Raw genomic sequence first — 15,098 nt, forward strand, 5'->3', positions numbered from 1 at the left:
ATCAGGCAGGTCCTCCTCGCCCTGGGGGGTCCGGGGTGCTGCAGAGGGCCGCTGCCCCCGGCCACAGACCTTCACAGATCGTGGCCCAGGGATGCGCGGATAGTTACCAGCGAGGTTGTGGGAGGGGATTGAGCGGGGCTTGGAAGCGCTGCTCGCCAGCTGATGCAGGGAGGAAGAGGCGCAACACGCGGGATGGCCGGTGGTTCTGGATGCGACACTTGCGTGTCTGTAACCAGTCAGTACCGGGAGGCGTTCGATGAGTTCCAGCGGCCAGTCGCTGACCTCGATTGAGATCTGCGCGGGCGCGGGAGGCCAGGCTGTCGGCCTCCACAACGCGGGGTTCAGTCACCTTGCGCTCGTTGAGATCGACAAGCATGCGGCAGCGACGCTGGAACTCAACGTAATCAACCGGAAGTCGTGGGGAGCCGTGGAGGCTCGGCAGTGCGAGATCCTTCCCATGGACGTGAAGGACTTTGAGCCGGCCAGGCATCTTGAGAAGTTCAACAAGCGTAAGAAGCGTCCTATTGAACAGGGAGAACTGGACCTTCTCGCCGGTGGAGTTCCTTGCCCGCCATTCTCTGTCGCCGGAAAACAGCTGGGAAAAGATGACGACCGTGACCTTTTCCCAACCATGCTGGACCTGGTGGAAGAACTCAAGCCGCGCGCGGTGATGATTGAGAATGTTGCAGGCCTCGTTAAGCCGCACGATAAGTTTTTCACTTACCGTGAGGAAATTAAGCGGCGGCTCCGCTCCGAGGGGTACGTAGTGTGCGGCTGGCGACTGCTGCAAGCAGCTGATTACGGGGTTCCTCAGCTCCGCCCCCGCGCCATTCTGGTGGCGATTCGGGAGGACTGCTACCGCGGATTTTCCTGGCCGACGCCCGCGGGGGAATTCCGAACGGTTGCTGCGGCGCTCGACATTACGATGAAGCGTCGTTTCGAGAAGGCCAACCGACTGGGCTGGTATGACAAGTGGAGTAAGAAGGCCACGGAGGCTGGAACGGTTGGGCCGACCTTGGTTGGAGGCTCCAAGAAGCATGGTGGTGCCGACTTGGGGCCGACAAGAGCCAAGAAGGCTTGGGCGGAACTTGGCGTGAATGGCATGGGTGTTGCCAACGACGAGGACGATGTCAATCTCGACAGAGATCTGGGGGACGGTGAGGAAGTAGGTCCCATGCTCACTGTCGAGCAGGCGGCCATCATCCAAGGTTTCCCAGAAAACTGGCGTTTCTCTGGCCGTAAGACCGCCCAGTACCGCCAGGTGGGCAACGCGTTCCCGCCGCCGGTAGCCGAGGCTGTAGGAAAGGCGATTAGGGAGGCGTTGGAACGCACGGGAGATCTTGCGGAGATCCCTGACGGAGATCTTGAGCTTGACGGAATGACCTGGGATTCAGCCCAGGGGACCCTTGTCTGATGCGGTCCTTCGTCGCTCGGCGACCAACTGGATGATCTCGGCAGCGGTTTCTTCTGCGCGGTTGTGTTCCCAGAACCGCAGGACAAGCCAGCCAGCCTCTGTGAGCTGCTGATCGGTATCGCGGTCGCGCGCGACGTTGCGTGCGACCTTCTCCGACCAGTAGCCCGGATTGGTCTTCGGCGACACGTAGTGATCCGGGCAACCGTGCCAATAGCACCCGTCGATGAACACGGCGACCTTCGCCGGCCGGAAGACCATATCTGCTGTCCGGCGAAGGTCCGGCAGTGGACGTGCCGCTACCCGATATCGCAGGCCTTGGGCATGCACGAGCCGCCGGACCAGGCGCTCCGGCTTGGTATCCCGGCTTCGGATGGCCTGCATATTGCGGCGTCTCGCGGCGGACGACGCCCAGGAGCCCTCTGGCGGGGACCAGGGCTGTGGATCGTTCACTGCTGACTCCTGCCCGCGAATGGGGTTGCGCTCGTTCGTGAGGCACGTTCCACGCTACGGGGTATCAATGACGGCCTCACGTTCAAGAGCCGAGTTGATGGCCTGGAACCGGACCAGCGGGGAAGCCTTGGCGTTACGGTCCGTGGCCGGTACGAACGCCACGGCCAGGACAATCTTGCCGGGGCTGATCTGACCGTTGTCCGTGATGAGTGAATCCGGTGCGCCGAGGTCAGTAGCGATCACGGGATAGAGCAGCAGCGCGCCCCGGCGCGGACGATGAAGCTCGCTCGCGAACGGGTCCTCCTCGGTGAGGGGGCGTACTCCGGCGATGCGTTCCGCAGCCTGGCGGTGCGCCATGCCCGAGATGCGGTTGAAGACGCCGCCCGCCCTCCTGGAACGCTGGACGAGGCTCAGGACGCTGCTGCCGAGGATGGAGGCCTTCACCGACGTTGGCCCGCTTGTCTGGGGCGCGATGACTACCCAGTCGTCCGTGTCGCAGCCGGTCTCGCCCGGGTTCTGCAGATAACGCAGATGCGGGAGCATGAGGTCGGGGCGTCCCCAGACGAGATCATTCATGATCTCCAGCAGCTGGCTGTGCTGGACGACGCATGTCTTCGCGGAGTAAGTCGTGTAGTTACCACGGTCGTTGGCGAAGAGGTGTACGAACGGGAATGGTTCATGGCCGAGGTCGGAGAGGACCGGGGCCCACGTCTCCGCGTTGTGCCGTAGGTCCTCAGGTGCCGTCGGGTAGGCCGTCGGCTCCACCCAGATCCCCGGCGACCGCACCTCCACCAACTCCGCGTTGAACATCTTGTTCCGCGCCGACGGCTTCACCCAAGGCAGGTGCTGGGCAACCAGCGGCGGGATCTGGGCCGGGGTGACCTGGGGGTGGCCGTCGACCAGGTGGGCGTATCGGGAGAGTTCGTCGCGGAAGAGTTCCTCGTCGCGGCAGATCGCCTCGAAGGCTTCGTACAGGTCGACCGTCTTGGCGTTGCGGCCGCGGCCAAGGGATTCCTCGCGGCCGATGTAGAGGCGCACGAGATCGCGGTAGCCGGGCCGGAAGCCGAACCAACGGCCCATCTGCATCAGGGTGTCGGCCTGCTGGGTCGTGCGGCGGTAGTACGTGATCGTCAGACCCTCGACCGTGAAGCCGCGGGAGAGCTTGGTGCCGCCGACGAGGATCTTCCAGACATGCGGGTTGCGGTCGAAGTCGAGGTCGGGCTGGTCGTAGTCGCGTTCGCTGTCGCCGTTCACGACGATGACCGGCGTGCCGCCCTTGGCGATGAGCTGGTGGGCACGCGAGATGTACGGCTTGAGGGCCGCGTACGCCTCCGGAGTGGGCAGGGCGTCGTCCGCGTAGGCGTGGAAGTCCTTCTCGAAGAGGGAGGCCAGGCGGGCGTGGCCTTCCGTCCCCTTGTACGCCGAGTTGTGCCACATCGAGCTGATGCGGAGTGCCAAGGCGGCATGTTCGGCCATCCTGACCGACTCGTGCACCAGCATGGTGTGGTGACGGAACGGCCCCTCGGGGACGCCGTGGTCGGCTCGGTAGAGCTTGAGGGCGCCGGTGAGCACGAAGGCGTCCAGGGCCTCCTGGAGTCGATCGCCGGTGGAGTCGTAGATGCCACGGACGTGGGTCGTCTCCGCTTGCCCTTGCCCGTCGTCGTCCAAGTCGTGAAAGTCCTGGACCCCCATGTAACCGGTGGGGCGGGGAAGCGAGATGAGGAAGTCGCGCGGGAAGATGTCCTCTTCGTCACCGGGGTCGACGAAGACATTGGCAAAGGGCGTAGCCGTGTAACCCACGTACTGAGCCCGCGGCAGGAGCCTCAGGAGCTGGGAGATCAGTCCGTTGATCGCGGTGCGGTCGGTTTTGCCCGCCTCCCACTTCTTCGGGTCCAGCGTGTTCACCGAAGCCTGGTCGGACTCGTCGTCGATGATCAGGGCCGGGAGTTCGCCGAGCAGGCCGTGGATCTGCTTGAGGTCCTTGACGAGCTTGGTGAGGACGGACTTGTTCTTCTTCACCACAAGAACGCGGGCCGCGGTGTGGTGGAGGTTCGCCGGGTCGTGCAGCGGGTGGGTGGGTTCGCGCTTCTCGAATTCCAGTGCTCGGATGCCCTGGGCCAGGCTCTTGTAGTCGCTGTCCCGGGTCGTCAGGCGTTCGACGTCGAACGCGCCCAGCGTGGAGGGGCGTCCGCCGTGCCGGACGAAGTCGGGCCAGTCGGTGTCGTCGTCGCTGACGTAGTCGATGCCGACGAGGGAGTCCAGGTCGTTGATGTCGGCGCCGCGAAGGATGTTCTCCTGGCCGATCAGTTCCATGTCTAGGCGGCGCTGGGTCTGTGCGCGAAGGAGGTTCAGGGTTCCGCCGAGGACGATGACCAGGCGGTAGCCGGCGTCGATCGCCTTGGCGGTGACTCCGGTGAAGTTCGCTGTCTTGCCCGACTGGACGTATCCCACGACCAGGCCCTTCGCCTGCCGGGCGGCGGGCTGTTCGGGGTCGGTGAGGCGTTCGACGACCGCTCGGCTCGCCTCGTCGAGGCTGGCTATCGCCGCGTCGGACCAGCCTTTGGCGCGGAGCTTCCCTTCGTACGACTTCCAGTAGAAGGAGCGGGCAGCCGTGCGCTCCGGGGTGTACCAGGGGGTGAACTCGCGGGTGATTACGGTGGGGCCGGGGAGCTTTGCGACGGGGACGGCGTTGTCCAGTGCCTTCCGCAGGTCGCTGCCGAAGCGCAGACGGTCGTACACGACCGTCCGTCGTTCGTCGGTGCGGGCCGGCGTGCCGAGTGCCCACTGAGGGTCTTCCGCGAAGTCCCATGCGGTGAGATGGCGGCTCCAGAGGGCGGTGAGTGCCTCGTCCGCGCCGGCCAACCTCTCGTGGAAGCGATCTTCGCTGAGATCGGCGTCGGGATGGTCCTCGTCGGCGGCGAGCGCGGCCCAGCGTTCGAAGTGCTTGGGGCTGCTGGCCATGCCCGCGAGGGCGGAAGCATGGATGTCCAGGAGAACGTCGGCCGGGGTGTAGCTCATGGGCGGGCCTCAATCAGCGGTCTGTGGGGGAGGGGAGCCAGGAAGAGTGCCGCACGGCGGTCAGGAGAACGTCTGCTTACGCCGTATGCGATGTGCTTCCGCGGCAGCCACCAGGATGGTGTTCCAGTAGTCCACGCGGTCCTGGCGGCTCCGCTCCCAGCGGCCGAGCCCGAAGCAGTCCTCAAGAAGCAGGTACAGCAGGGTCTTTGAGACCGGGGCGTCGTTCGCGCCGCCGCGTCTGCCGTCGTTGAAGTCCTCGCGGTAATCCTTGTTGAGGATGACGGTGTTGTTCTCGCGGTCGAGATCGAAGAAGCGGTCGCGGGGAAGCGCTGCCCAGGTGAACGTGATGGGCTCTTCGCCGCCCTTCTCCGGCAGTTCCTCCTTGATGACCCGCTTGACCTTCGGATCGATTCCCTTGCCTGGAGGCGTGACCGGCTTGCGGACGATCTCCGTGCGCCTCGAACCGTCCCGATAGGCGGCCTCGGCGTCACCGAGGTACTGGTGGAAGGTGTTGCCCCCGGAGTCCACCGCCTTGTCCACGCCGAGGGTGAAAGCCGGAGTGACCGTGACCTTTTCCTTCTTCACGTCGAGGCTGAGGACACTGTTCGCGTTCGTGGGGAGATCCACGGCTACCCGGGCCAATACGTGGTGTCCTTCGGGGTTGCGCAGGCCGTTCCAGCCTCCCGCCTGGACGAGGCGGTCGTTCCGGTAGAAGTAGAAGCCCTGACGTTCCGCGAGCGCGCCGATCTGTCGGAAGCCTGCCTGCTTCGACTTGGCGGGCCAGATGTGGGCGGTCAGGCGCACGTCCCCGATGCCCTCCACGGGCGCGGTGAACGGCCGCGGGTATCCCTTCTTCCCGGGCACCTTGTACCCGAAGGGATCCAGCGCCTCCACGGCGATGTGGTCCACCTCTTCGCCGAGTTCGTTCGCGCTGCTGCTCACGTCCCACACTGCGATGTCCAGTTGGAGACCTCGTTGCAGGAAGCGGTGGAGGTAGAGGCCGAGGTGGGTCTCCAGGCGGGCGATCGCCTGCGAGAGGTACTGGTCGCTCTGGCCCGGCGTCACGGTTTCGAAGGCGCGCACCTGGTCCCACCGTACGACCGTGCCGTGCCACTCGATGATGCCGTCGTACCGGTCGACGAGGTCCTGCGCGTAGCGCGGGTCGACCGTGTCACAGCGGAAGCCGTCCTCGATCCCCTCGGCGGTGAGGCGGCGGCCCGCGGCGCGACTGCGCTTCGTGCGGCTGACCACGGTGAGGGACGAAGCGTGGGAGAGCGACGCGGCTTTCAGGCCGGTGCCGTACATGCCGAGGGCGTGGTCACCGTAGGTGCGGCGTCTTCCGACCGTCATCGCGTCGTCCAGGCCGGTCTCGTCCATGCCCTTGCCGTTGTCGATGATCAGCAGGGTGAGGATGCGCTCGGCGTCCCGCAGGAAGTGCACGACGACCTTGTCCGCGCCCGCGTCGATCGAGTTGTCGATCAGGTCCGCCACGGCGACTTCGAAACCGTAACCCTGGTTGGTGAGTGCTCTGCCGTAGCCGGCGTCTGGTGGCAGATGCGTGCTGCCGGTGGTGGGGACGTCGTACTGCCAGACGGTGCCGGGCTCGTAAGGCATTGGTTCCTCGAAATGCGCAGGTCAGGACCGCTCCGAAGACGTCGGCCCCTCGATATGGACGGTGAATGTGACCGTACTGCAAAGGTAGGACATAGAGGGAGGTAGAGCGTTGAAGTAGGTCGATAATTCCCTTATCTGTCCTGTGCTTTGGCGTGGCGGGAGGTGGTCGTCGACTGAATGAGGCCGCAGCCGCTCGTGGATGCCTGGAGACAGACCCAGCAGTCCTCCGTGTGCCCGCCACCACCATCCGCCGTGGGTCCCCCGGGTCATACCGGACCGTCACCGGGAGGCCGACCTCAAGGCCGGGGACGTGCTCCGCGTTGAGCGGAGCCCGGCGGTAGGTCTGGTCGTCGGGCCAGCCTCTTAGCGCACCTGGGCGGGGTGGACCACAGGCCCCTCGATGCGGCGCCCCGGACCACCTCGCCCTGGGTGCGGGCGCCCCGTACGCCCAGGAGGCGAAGGCCCCGGCGGTCATGGGCGGCTACGTGGATGATCTTCAGGCCGGTGCCCAGCCAGACGGCGGCCAAGAGTAACGCGACCGAAAGGCCTGGCTGGGACATGTCCGGCTCTCCCCGGCTCAGCTATGCCTGCGTACCGTGGCACTCCCCATAAACCCGCCCCGAACCGCACCAGCAAACCGCCCCCCGCTGCGGAGGCCAGGCCACCGCTCGCCCCCGGGCCGCCAGTGTCGTCGCGTACTGCGGCAGCAGCGCCCCGTCGCCCGGTGACGTGCCCTCCGAGGCGGCGAAGGCCTCGTAGGAGGGGACGGTGCCCGTGACGATGCCCAGGTTCGGGGTGCCGGAGGCGGCCAGCTCCCGCAGGGAGGCCTCTATGGTCGCGAGGTGCTCTTCGTGGGAGGGGTACTCATCCGCCAGCGTCGGGTACGCCGTGACCAGTTCCGTCAGTTCGGCCGACGGCCAGTGCAGGACCGCCACCGGGAACGGGCGGGACAGTGCCTCCCTGAACGTGCCCAGCTCTGCCCGCAGACGGGAGATTTCCGCCGCCAGTTCCGTCGGGTTGTCCGAGCCCAGGGACCAGACGCGCTTCGGGTCGTGCAGCTCGTCCAACGGGACCGGGGACGTGTGGAGGGTGTCCGCGAGCATGTCCCAGTCGTCGTGGCCCGCGCCCAGCATGCGGCGGACCCGGTGGCGGCCGAACAGCAGCGGGTGCGTGGAGTACGGCGGCTCCTGCACGTCCGCCAGGAGCAGGCGGGTGCCCTCGGTGAACGTCTCCTGGGCCGCCTCCAACTCGTCGTGGGCCTCCAGGGCCTCCGCCACGATCACCCAGGGCGCCGGGTCCCGCGGTGACGCTGCCCGGACGCCCTCGATGATGGCGCGGGCCTCCGCCTCATGGCCGTACTCCCAGAGGTTCGACGCCTTGAGGGCGCGTACCAGGAAGGGGTTCTCCAGGGCGGTCTGCGATGCCAGCAGGCTGTCGTAGAGGGCGGTCGCCGCGGGGCGGTCGCCGGCCAGTTCCAGGTGGGCCGCGGCCTGCAGGAGCAGGGCTTCGGCGTCCTCGGGATACAGGCCGGCGGTTCGCTCCAGGCGTGCCGCTTCGGCGGTGTGGTCGACGTTCTCGGCAGGCGTGTCGGGGCGCATGGGGGACACCGTACTGCCGATGGCTGAATGAGGAGAGATATACGCAGGCCAGGACACCCGGCGGAGCCCGGGCCCGCCTTGTCGGGCCGCCGCAGTGAATGAAGATAGTGGGCAACGGCAACGGCAACGGCAACGGGCTACACCACGGCACAGCGATACGGGGGCGCGTGATGACGGTGACCGGAACAGGTACGGACCCGCGGTCCTCGACACGGACGCGACTCGTGGGCGTCCTACTCGTCCTGCTGTCCCTCGTCCCGGCCGTGAGCTGCTGGCTCGTGTTCTCCGCCTGGCTGCCCTCCGACGTCGAGCGGTATCAGGAGTACCGGGCTGCCGAGCCGTGCCCGGACCGGTCGACGCCGGAGACGGCAAAGGCGTCGGCGGACTGCCTGCTCACGGTCGCCTTCACCGTCCAGCGCACGAAGAACGATCCCGGCCGCAGAAGCGGCAGCTACACCGCGACCCTGGACGGCGCCCCCGTCTGGAGCGGAACCGTGTCCTTCGGTGACCCGGACCCCGTGCTGGAGCGGCTCGTACCGGGCGACCGGATCACCGGCACCCTCTGGCGGGGCGAGGTCATGACGGTGGGCAAGGGGGAGTTACGGCAGAACACCTCCGACGCACCCCGCGACGAGCCCCAGATGACGTACGCCATCGGCACGTTCCTGGGGCTCCTCGCGGCGCTGGGGCTCGGGTTCGGCGCGGTGCGGATCGCACGGCCTCACGGTCACGAGCCTTTCACCTGGCGGCCGTTGGGGAAGACGCTGCTGATCGTCATGACGGCCGCCTGCGCGGGCGTGGGGCTGCCGGCCGTGTGGATCGGCGTTCCGTCGTGGATCGTGCCCGCCGTCGTCGTACCGATCGTCGCGGTCACGGCCTGGCAGCTCCACCGGCACCTACGGCCGACCGCCGCCGGTGCCCACTCGCCCTCTCCCGTAGAACAGGCATGACCCAGCCAGAGCAGGCGTGAACCAGCGGAACCGGCCCGACCGGCCGACCCCGCTCCAGTCCACCCCCCTCCAGTCCACCCCGCTCCACCCCACGCAACTCCACTCCCTCAGATCGTCACCCCGTCGATCTGAATCGTCTGCACCGCCTTCGCCGCGAACGGCACCGCCACCGACTTCCCGCTCAGATACCTGTCCGAGTACGACCGGTACGCGTCCCCGCCCGTCGTCACCGTGTTCCAGCGCGGGACCAGGCCGCCCGTCCCGCCCGTCACCGTCGTGAAGCGCGACAGGTCGAACGTCAGGGTCTGGGCCGAGGTCGAGGTGTTGAGGGCCACGATGACGAGCCGCTTCGCCGTCGCGTCGTACGCCGCCGTCGCATAGCTCACGCCCGTGTCCAGGATGCGCATGCCGGGGCGGATGTGGCGGCTGAACTGGGCCAGCACGTAGTACTTCCGCTCGATCGCGCCCGCCTGCAGGGTGCTCGCGTCGTACTTGATCACGCCCCAGCCCGCGCTCGGGTCCATGACCTGCCAGTAGACCCAGGCCGTCGGGTGCAGCCAGCGGAAGTCGTACAGGAGGTTGAACGCCATGTTGTACCCGGTGCCGTCGCTGTCGCCGGTCTCCGAGTTCCACAGCTTCTTGCCGGCCGTGGTCACCACGTCCGTGTAGAGCAGGTCCCTGCGGCCGGCGGAGCCCTGGTAGCCGTGCACGTTGACCTGGTTGACGTACCCCTTCGTCGTGGAGCTGAAGGAGTTCCAGGTGGTGCGGGCGAGGTCGTAGCTCGTCTCGTCCGAGGCCGAGATCCGCACGCCCGACAGCCCTCGGCTGTTCAACTCGCTTCGCATGTACGGCAGTACGGCGGCCTGGACCGTCGAGTCCATGTGGCAGCCCTCCTGAGTGCCGGTGGCGGTCCACCAGGACGACGAGGGCTCGTTGAAGGGGTCGACCGTCGCGAAGTTCACGCCCCAGTTGTTCTTGGCGTAGAGGGCGACGGCGGCGAGGTGGGAGGCGTGCTGGCGGTAGTTCCAGGTCTGGAGGTTGTTGCCGCCGCCCGAGGCGCCCGAGGGGTTGTGGTTGGAGCACATCCACCACATCGGCGAGTTGGCGAACAGCTCCGTCGTCGCGCCGCGCGCCACCGCCTTCGTCAGCATCGCGCGCTGGGTGGCGTCCGCGGTCCAGTCCCAGGCGGAGGAGGTGGGGTCCTCGTTGTTCCAGTCCTGCCAGTAGCCCTCGATCTGCTTGAACGCGGGGATGTTGGCGGAGGCCACCATCGACTGCCCGCCGACCGCGTTCCAGCTGCATGCGCCCAGGTTGTAGCGGGCGATGTTCATGCCGAGGCCGGGGAGCGAAGTGCCGTTGTAGGTCGTCGACTTGGTGGTGAAGAAGAGGTCGGCGAAGTCGTCCCGTGCGCCGAACACGTTCGCCCACCAGGCGAGGGAGGTGCCCCAGCCCTCCCAAGTGCCGTACGACGTGCCGGGGGTGATGGCGATCGTGGCGTCCGCGCGTGCGGTGCCCGTCGCCAGGGCGCTGCCGAGGAGGGTGCCTCCTGCGGCTGTCAGCAGCGTTCTGCGTCGGATCATGGCTGTCTGTCCGCCTCTCCGTGGGGCTCGACCGCCTGTCCCTGAACGGGCGGCCGGGCTGAAGACGTAGTGGCTCGCCCATCGGGCCCCCCGCGTGCCATCACGAAGCATCGGGTGTGGCGCACGGGGTTGTCGAGATGCGTGACAGCGCTTTCTTTCTATCCGGCTTTCTATTTTTCCAACGGTTATCAGAAGGGGTAGCGGTTAGTGAGCGCGCTGGATACCGGCGGTCAGTAGCGATACGTCGGCAGCAGCGTCGCGATCCGTATCAGCACCGCCGCCAGCGCGCCCACCCACAGCAGTACGCCCAGCCACATCCCGAACACCGCGGTCCTGTAACGCTCCGGGGTGTCCAGCGCCGCCGTGCCGGGGGCGCCCGGCGTGTGGATGATGCGGACCACCGCGCCCTCCGACAGCCGGTGCGCGCCCGGGCCCGCGGCGACGACCGCGTGCTCCTGCTCCTCGCCCTGCTCGTCGGTCCAGCGAACCACCGGATGCAGAGAGGGATACGTCCCCTCCCGGGACGTGGTGTGACCCGTCACCACCGCCTCCGCGCGGCGGCCCATGCGGCGCAGCACATGCTCGGTGAGGGCGACCCGTGCCTCGTACGCCGTGAGGGCGAGGCCGCAGAGGAACGGGATCAGGGTGAGGAGCCAGTACTTACTCATGGCCGACGAGCTTATGGGGCTGGTCACTTGAGGTGGCAGCGCTTATCGTGCGGGCCCGGTGAAGGCGGCGTACACAGGCGAAGGGCGGTGTACGGCATGCGGGTTCCCGTCGTGGGGCACGACACCCGGCGTCGGCGTGTCCGTCGCCGGCGCGCGCTGTGGACGGGCGGCGAACTCCTGGTCACCGTGGGGGTCGTCCTCCTGCTGCTCGTCGTCCATCAGCTGTGGTGGACCAACCGGGAGGCACGGCGGGGCGCCGAGCGGAAGGTGGAGGCACTGGAGCGGGAATGGGACACCGGGCAGGAGTCGGCCATCGTCCCCAGCCCGCAGAGCACCGACACTCCGAGCGCCGACACTTCGAACACCGACGACGCCCGCCGACAGCCGCAACAGTCCACCAACCGCTCCCGACAACCCGGTTGGTCCCAGGCCTACGCCATCCTCACCATCCCCCGCCTCGGCCTCCGCGTCCCCGTCGCCGAGGGCATCGGCAAGCAGGACGTCCTCAACAAGGGGTACGTCGGCCACTACCCCGGCACCCAACAGCCCGGCCAGGCAGGCAACTTCGCCCTCGCCGGGCACCGCAACACCCACGGCGAGCCCTTCCGGTACATCAACCGGCTCGCACCCAAGGACACGCTCCAGGTCGAGACCGCGGACGCCGTCTACACGTACGCCGTGGACAAGACCCTCGCCCAGACCTCGGCCCGCGACTCGGGAGTGCTCCGAAAGATCCCCCGCTCGACGGTCCACCCCGCCCACGGCTACACCGCACCCGGCTACTTCATCACTCTGACGACGTGCACTCCGGAGTACACGTCCCGATACCGCCTGGTGGTCTGGGGCAAGCTGATCTCGATGCGCCCCCGTTAGGACATGCGCCGCGCGCCACTCCCCAACAACGACTGGGACTGGGCCCACACCCTGTACGACTGCGTTCCGGCCGAGGAGTGGAACGTACGGAGCGCGCGGCCGAGCTCACCACCCGTCTGGAGAAGACCGGCAGGGGCTTCGAGTTCACCACCGAGGGCGATGTCGCTCGCAGGAACTGTACGGCGGGGTACCCACGCCACGGAACCGCGTGCGCAGCTGCTGGAGGCGGGCGAACCTGGCGATCTCCGCGGCGCTGTCGGAGGCGTAACCCCCTGCCTCCATCGCGATGGCCGCCTCCTGCGGGCTCATGCCGAAGCTCAGTGGGCCGACCCGTTCGAGCGGGACGTAATCCCACTGTGCTCGATCGGACTCGGCGACCACGGCCCAAGGATCCGGCCACACGGCGAGCACCTCCTGTCGGGCAAACGCGCCGCCGACCCGATGGGCGGCGCTGACCGGCATGATCCACCAGCCACGCCCTGACCCGACCCCACCCCTCACCCCCGCTCCCGCAGCACCCCCACCACAACCCCCGCCACCACGGCCAGCCCCGCCGACACCACCATCGCGACATCCGCGCCCTGGGCCAGATCTCCCGAAGAGGTCGCGAGGGCGATCGTCAGGGCGACCCCCGCGCAGGACCCGATGTAGCGGAGGGTCTGCTGGGCCCCCGATCCCATCGCCGCCCGCGAGGCGGGCACCGACTCCACGGCGAGCAGGGGCAGCGCGGCGTTCAGCAGGCCGCTGCCCACCCCCGCCACGACCAGGCCGGGGAGCAGGCGGGTCCAGGAGCCGGAGGCGACCGAGCCCAGCATGGTCAGGACGCCGGCCGCGTGGAGCAGGAAACCCAGGGCGAGTTGCAGCCGCGGGGATACCCGGCCGGACAGTCGGCGTGCCTGGAGTGCCACGGCGAAGGAGAGCCCGGACCAGAGCAGGAACAGCCAGGCCGTGTCCATCGCCGACAGGCCCATCGTCTGTTGGAGCAGGGCCGGCAGGAAGCTGAACAGGCCTATCACCGCGAGCCCCGTGAAGAGCCCGCCCGCGGAGGAGGCGAGGAAACCGGGGCGGCGGAGCAGACCCAGGTCGATCATCGGGGTCGCCGCGCGCCGCTCGACCACGACGAAGAGGGCCAGCAGCACCAGCGAGGCCAGCAGCAACAGCCCCACCGGAGCCCGCAGCCAGCCGTCCCGGCCCAGTGTCAGGGCCGCGACCAGGGCGACCAGGGCCGACCCGAAGGTCACGGCTCCACCGAGGTCGGGGCGGCCGCCACGCGGGGCGCGGGACGTGTGGTCGCCCACCAACGGCTGTTCCTTTGCCACGAGGTCCGGCGCCGCCCTCCTTTCGTCGGCATGCGGCAACGCGCGCGCCGACACGGCCCCCACGACCAGGGCGGCGGCGCCGAGAACGACGTACGACAAGCGCCAACTCGGCATGGCACCGGTCACGAGCGGCCCCACCGCGATACCGCCGCTCACGAACGCGCCCCACACCCCGGTCGCCCGCAGTCGCCCGGCCGGCGTCGGGAAGGCGTGGGCGATCAGGCCGAGGCTGCTCGCGAGGAGGGCCGCGCTGGCCGCGCCCTGGGTGATGCGGGCCAGGGTGAACAGCCAGGTCGTGGAGGCGAAGGCGCCGAGGACCGTGGTGAGGCCGAGCGCGAGGGTGCCGGCGACGAAGACCCGGCGGCGGCCGTAGTCGTCGGCGAGGCTGCCGGCGACCAGGAGGAGGGCGGCGAGACCGAGCGGAGTGCCGTTCAGCAACCAGGCCTGGGCGGAGAGCGGGGTGTGCAGGGCGGCGGCGATGTCGGGGAGTGTGACCATCGGCGCGGTGTACGTCATCAGGGCCACGGCGGTGGCCGCACTGGTCAGGGCGAGGGTGGGCCCGGCGGGTGGGAGGGGCGCCGGAGCCGCCACCTCGGTGATGGTTCGTTCACTGAACCTAGTCATGCGGAGTACCGTAGCAGGGTCGGTTCGGTGACTGAACCAACCGCTCGCAAAGTGGCTAAGGTGGACGGCATGGCACTGGGCAAGGACTACGCGACACAGCAGTGTTCGGTCGCCCGCGCGCTGGAGATCGTCGGCGAGCGCTGGACGCTCCTCGTCGTCCGCGACGCGCTCTACGGCGTACGGCGCTACAACGACTTCCTCGGCCACCTCGGCATCCCCCGCGCCGTCCTCGCCGCCCGCCTCCAGATGCTCACCGAGGAGGGCGTCCTGGAGAAGCGCCGGTACCAGGAGTCGCCGCCGCGCGACGAGTACGTCCTGACCGACCGCGGCATCGAGCTGTGGCCCGTGGTGCGCTCACTCGGGCGGTGGGGCCGCGAGCACTACGACAAGACGGTGCTGCGCGCCTTCCGGCACGCCGAGTGCGGCACCGAACTCGGCCCGTACGGCGAGTGCCCCGCCTGCGCGACCTTCGTGCCGCCCGCCGACGTCCTCATGATTCCGGGCCCCGGACTCGATCCGGACCCGGTGGATCCGGTCAGCCGGGCTCTGCTGAAGCCCAAGCGGTTGTTGGAGCCGGTAGTGACCGATCAGGTATAACCGACACAGGTACGAATAACGTATGTCGTCCGGTGAGCGAGGGGAGGGGTGGCCGATGATCCGCGGTCCGCGCTCCGCCGTACCCCTGCTGCTCCTGTTCCTCCAGGTCGTACTCCTCGACACCGGCAGCCTCTCCGCCGCCGTCGCCCTCGCGGCGACCGCCGCGGCCGGCTCGGCCTTCGCCGCCTGCTCCCTGCTCGTCGCGCGCTGCGCACCCGCCGTACCGCCCACCCGGGTCCGTACGGCCATCCGCGACCGCGCCCGCCGCACGGCCTTCCTGCCGCAACGCGACCCCGACGCCAAGGGCCGCACCAGGCCCCGAGCGCCGGGACAGAGCCTCCTGGCGACCGCCGCGTAGGGGCCCCACCTTCTTTTCCGAAGCACCCCGAAGCA

Annotated in this window: 13 protein-coding genes; 5 read left to right on the top strand and 8 right to left on the bottom strand. The window is 68.3% G+C overall.

Annotation, left to right across the window (positions count from 1 at the left end; all coding sequences use genetic code 11):
• Nucleotides 1–256 precede the first annotated feature (256 nt).
• Nucleotides 257–1,414 carry a DNA cytosine methyltransferase gene (locus tag ACIOHP_RS23310; RefSeq protein ID WP_401890351.1) on the top strand — a complete coding sequence of 386 codons (1,158 nt, stop codon included), beginning with the start codon at nucleotides 257–259 and terminating at the stop codon, nucleotides 1,412–1,414.
• Here ACIOHP_RS23310 and ACIOHP_RS23315 read toward each other — a convergent pair.
• The 4 genes from ACIOHP_RS23315 to ACIOHP_RS23330 all read right to left on the bottom strand — a co-directional run bounded on the left by ACIOHP_RS23315 (nucleotide 1,391) and on the right by ACIOHP_RS23330 (nucleotide 8,094).
• Nucleotides 1,391–1,864: a very short patch repair endonuclease gene (locus ACIOHP_RS23315; RefSeq protein WP_401890354.1), complete on the bottom strand. Its 474-nt coding sequence runs from the start codon at nucleotides 1,862–1,864 to the stop codon at nucleotides 1,391–1,393. The two genes, ACIOHP_RS23310 and ACIOHP_RS23315, sit on opposite strands and share 24 nt — an antisense overlap.
• Nucleotides 1,865–1,918: 54 nt before the next feature.
• Nucleotides 1,919–4,882, bottom strand: a complete 2,964-nt coding sequence (locus ACIOHP_RS23320; RefSeq protein ID WP_401890357.1) for a Z1 domain-containing protein — start codon at nucleotides 4,880–4,882, stop codon at nucleotides 1,919–1,921.
• A 60-nt stretch (nucleotides 4,883–4,942) separates the two neighbouring features.
• Nucleotides 4,943–6,496, bottom strand: coding sequence for an ATP-binding protein (locus ACIOHP_RS23325; RefSeq protein ID WP_401890360.1), 1,554 nt, complete (start codon nucleotides 6,494–6,496; stop codon nucleotides 4,943–4,945).
• A 581-nt stretch (nucleotides 6,497–7,077) separates the two neighbouring features.
• Nucleotides 7,078–8,094 (bottom strand): SEC-C domain-containing protein, encoded by a 1,017-nt coding sequence (locus ACIOHP_RS23330; RefSeq protein WP_401890363.1) that lies wholly within the window; start codon nucleotides 8,092–8,094, stop codon nucleotides 7,078–7,080.
• 224 nt (nucleotides 8,095–8,318) lie between these two features.
• On the opposite strand from ACIOHP_RS23330, the gene ACIOHP_RS23335 reads away from it, so the two are divergent.
• On the top strand, nucleotides 8,319–9,044 hold the full coding sequence (locus tag ACIOHP_RS23335; RefSeq protein ID WP_401890366.1) for a hypothetical protein: 726 nt from the start codon (nucleotides 8,319–8,321) through the stop codon (nucleotides 9,042–9,044).
• A gap of 107 nt (nucleotides 9,045–9,151) precedes the next feature.
• On the opposite strand, the gene ACIOHP_RS23340 is transcribed toward ACIOHP_RS23335, so the two are convergent.
• The gene (locus ACIOHP_RS23340; RefSeq protein WP_361539478.1) at nucleotides 9,152–10,624 is read right to left on the bottom strand and encodes a beta-1,6-galactanase; all 1,473 of its coding nucleotides are present in this window, start codon (nucleotides 10,622–10,624) and stop codon (nucleotides 9,152–9,154) included.
• A 230-nt stretch (nucleotides 10,625–10,854) separates the two neighbouring features.
• Complete coding sequence (locus ACIOHP_RS23345) at nucleotides 10,855–11,292, bottom strand: DUF3592 domain-containing protein (RefSeq protein ID WP_401890369.1); 438 nt, start codon at nucleotides 11,290–11,292, stop codon at nucleotides 10,855–10,857.
• 96 nt (nucleotides 11,293–11,388) lie between these two features.
• Here ACIOHP_RS23345 and ACIOHP_RS23350 point away from each other — a divergent pair, with 96 nt between their 5' ends.
• Nucleotides 11,389–12,165, top strand: a complete 777-nt coding sequence (locus ACIOHP_RS23350) for a class E sortase (RefSeq protein WP_401890372.1) — start codon at nucleotides 11,389–11,391, stop codon at nucleotides 12,163–12,165.
• Between the two features lie 144 nt (nucleotides 12,166–12,309).
• On the opposite strand, the gene ACIOHP_RS23355 is transcribed toward ACIOHP_RS23350, so the two are convergent.
• Nucleotides 12,310–12,627, bottom strand: coding sequence for a hypothetical protein (locus ACIOHP_RS23355; protein WP_401890374.1), 318 nt, complete (start codon nucleotides 12,625–12,627; stop codon nucleotides 12,310–12,312).
• A gap of 35 nt (nucleotides 12,628–12,662) precedes the next feature.
• Nucleotides 12,663–14,108 carry an MFS transporter gene (locus ACIOHP_RS23360; RefSeq protein WP_401890377.1) on the bottom strand — a complete coding sequence of 482 codons (1,446 nt, stop codon included), beginning with the start codon at nucleotides 14,106–14,108 and terminating at the stop codon, nucleotides 12,663–12,665.
• 69 nt (nucleotides 14,109–14,177) lie between these two features.
• Between ACIOHP_RS23360 and ACIOHP_RS23365 the strand changes: the two genes are divergently transcribed.
• A complete protein-coding gene (locus tag ACIOHP_RS23365) occupies nucleotides 14,178–14,705 on the top strand; it encodes a winged helix-turn-helix transcriptional regulator (RefSeq protein ID WP_401890379.1) in 528 nt (175 codons plus the stop codon).
• Nucleotides 14,706–14,760: 55 nt separating this feature from the next.
• On the top strand, nucleotides 14,761–15,063 hold the full coding sequence (locus ACIOHP_RS23370; protein WP_401890381.1) for a DUF6412 domain-containing protein: 303 nt from the start codon (nucleotides 14,761–14,763) through the stop codon (nucleotides 15,061–15,063).
• Nucleotides 15,064–15,098 lie beyond the last annotated feature (35 nt).

The sequence above is a fragment of the Streptomyces sp. NPDC087859 genome, assembly GCF_044742595.1.
GTDB classification, from domain to species: domain Bacteria; phylum Actinomycetota; class Actinomycetes; order Streptomycetales; family Streptomycetaceae; genus Streptomyces; species Streptomyces canus_F.

Excerpts from the sequence above, each read along its gene's own strand:
- ACIOHP_RS23330 (WP_401890363.1), bottom strand. The coding sequence starts at position 8,094 with ATGCGCCCCGACACGCCTGCCGAGAACGTCGACCACACCGCCGAAGCG.
- ACIOHP_RS23350 (WP_401890372.1), top strand. The coding sequence starts at position 11,389 with ATGCGGGTTCCCGTCGTGGGGCACGACACCCGGCGTCGGCGTGTCCGT.
- ACIOHP_RS23360 (WP_401890377.1), bottom strand. The coding sequence starts at position 14,108 with ATGACTAGGTTCAGTGAACGAACCATCACCGAGGTGGCGGCTCCGGCG.
- ACIOHP_RS23365 (WP_401890379.1), top strand. The coding sequence starts at position 14,178 with ATGGCACTGGGCAAGGACTACGCGACACAGCAGTGTTCGGTCGCCCGC.
- ACIOHP_RS23320 (WP_401890357.1), bottom strand. The coding sequence starts at position 4,882 with ATGAGCTACACCCCGGCCGACGTTCTCCTGGACATCCATGCTTCCGCC.
- ACIOHP_RS23355 (WP_401890374.1), bottom strand. The coding sequence starts at position 12,627 with ATGCCGGTCAGCGCCGCCCATCGGGTCGGCGGCGCGTTTGCCCGACAG.
- ACIOHP_RS23325 (WP_401890360.1), bottom strand. The coding sequence starts at position 6,496 with ATGCCTTACGAGCCCGGCACCGTCTGGCAGTACGACGTCCCCACCACC.
- ACIOHP_RS23340 (WP_361539478.1), bottom strand. The coding sequence starts at position 10,624 with ATGATCCGACGCAGAACGCTGCTGACAGCCGCAGGAGGCACCCTCCTC.
- ACIOHP_RS23345 (WP_401890369.1), bottom strand. The coding sequence starts at position 11,292 with ATGAGTAAGTACTGGCTCCTCACCCTGATCCCGTTCCTCTGCGGCCTC.
- ACIOHP_RS23310 (WP_401890351.1), top strand. The coding sequence starts at position 257 with ATGAGTTCCAGCGGCCAGTCGCTGACCTCGATTGAGATCTGCGCGGGC.
- ACIOHP_RS23370 (WP_401890381.1), top strand. The coding sequence starts at position 14,761 with ATGATCCGCGGTCCGCGCTCCGCCGTACCCCTGCTGCTCCTGTTCCTC.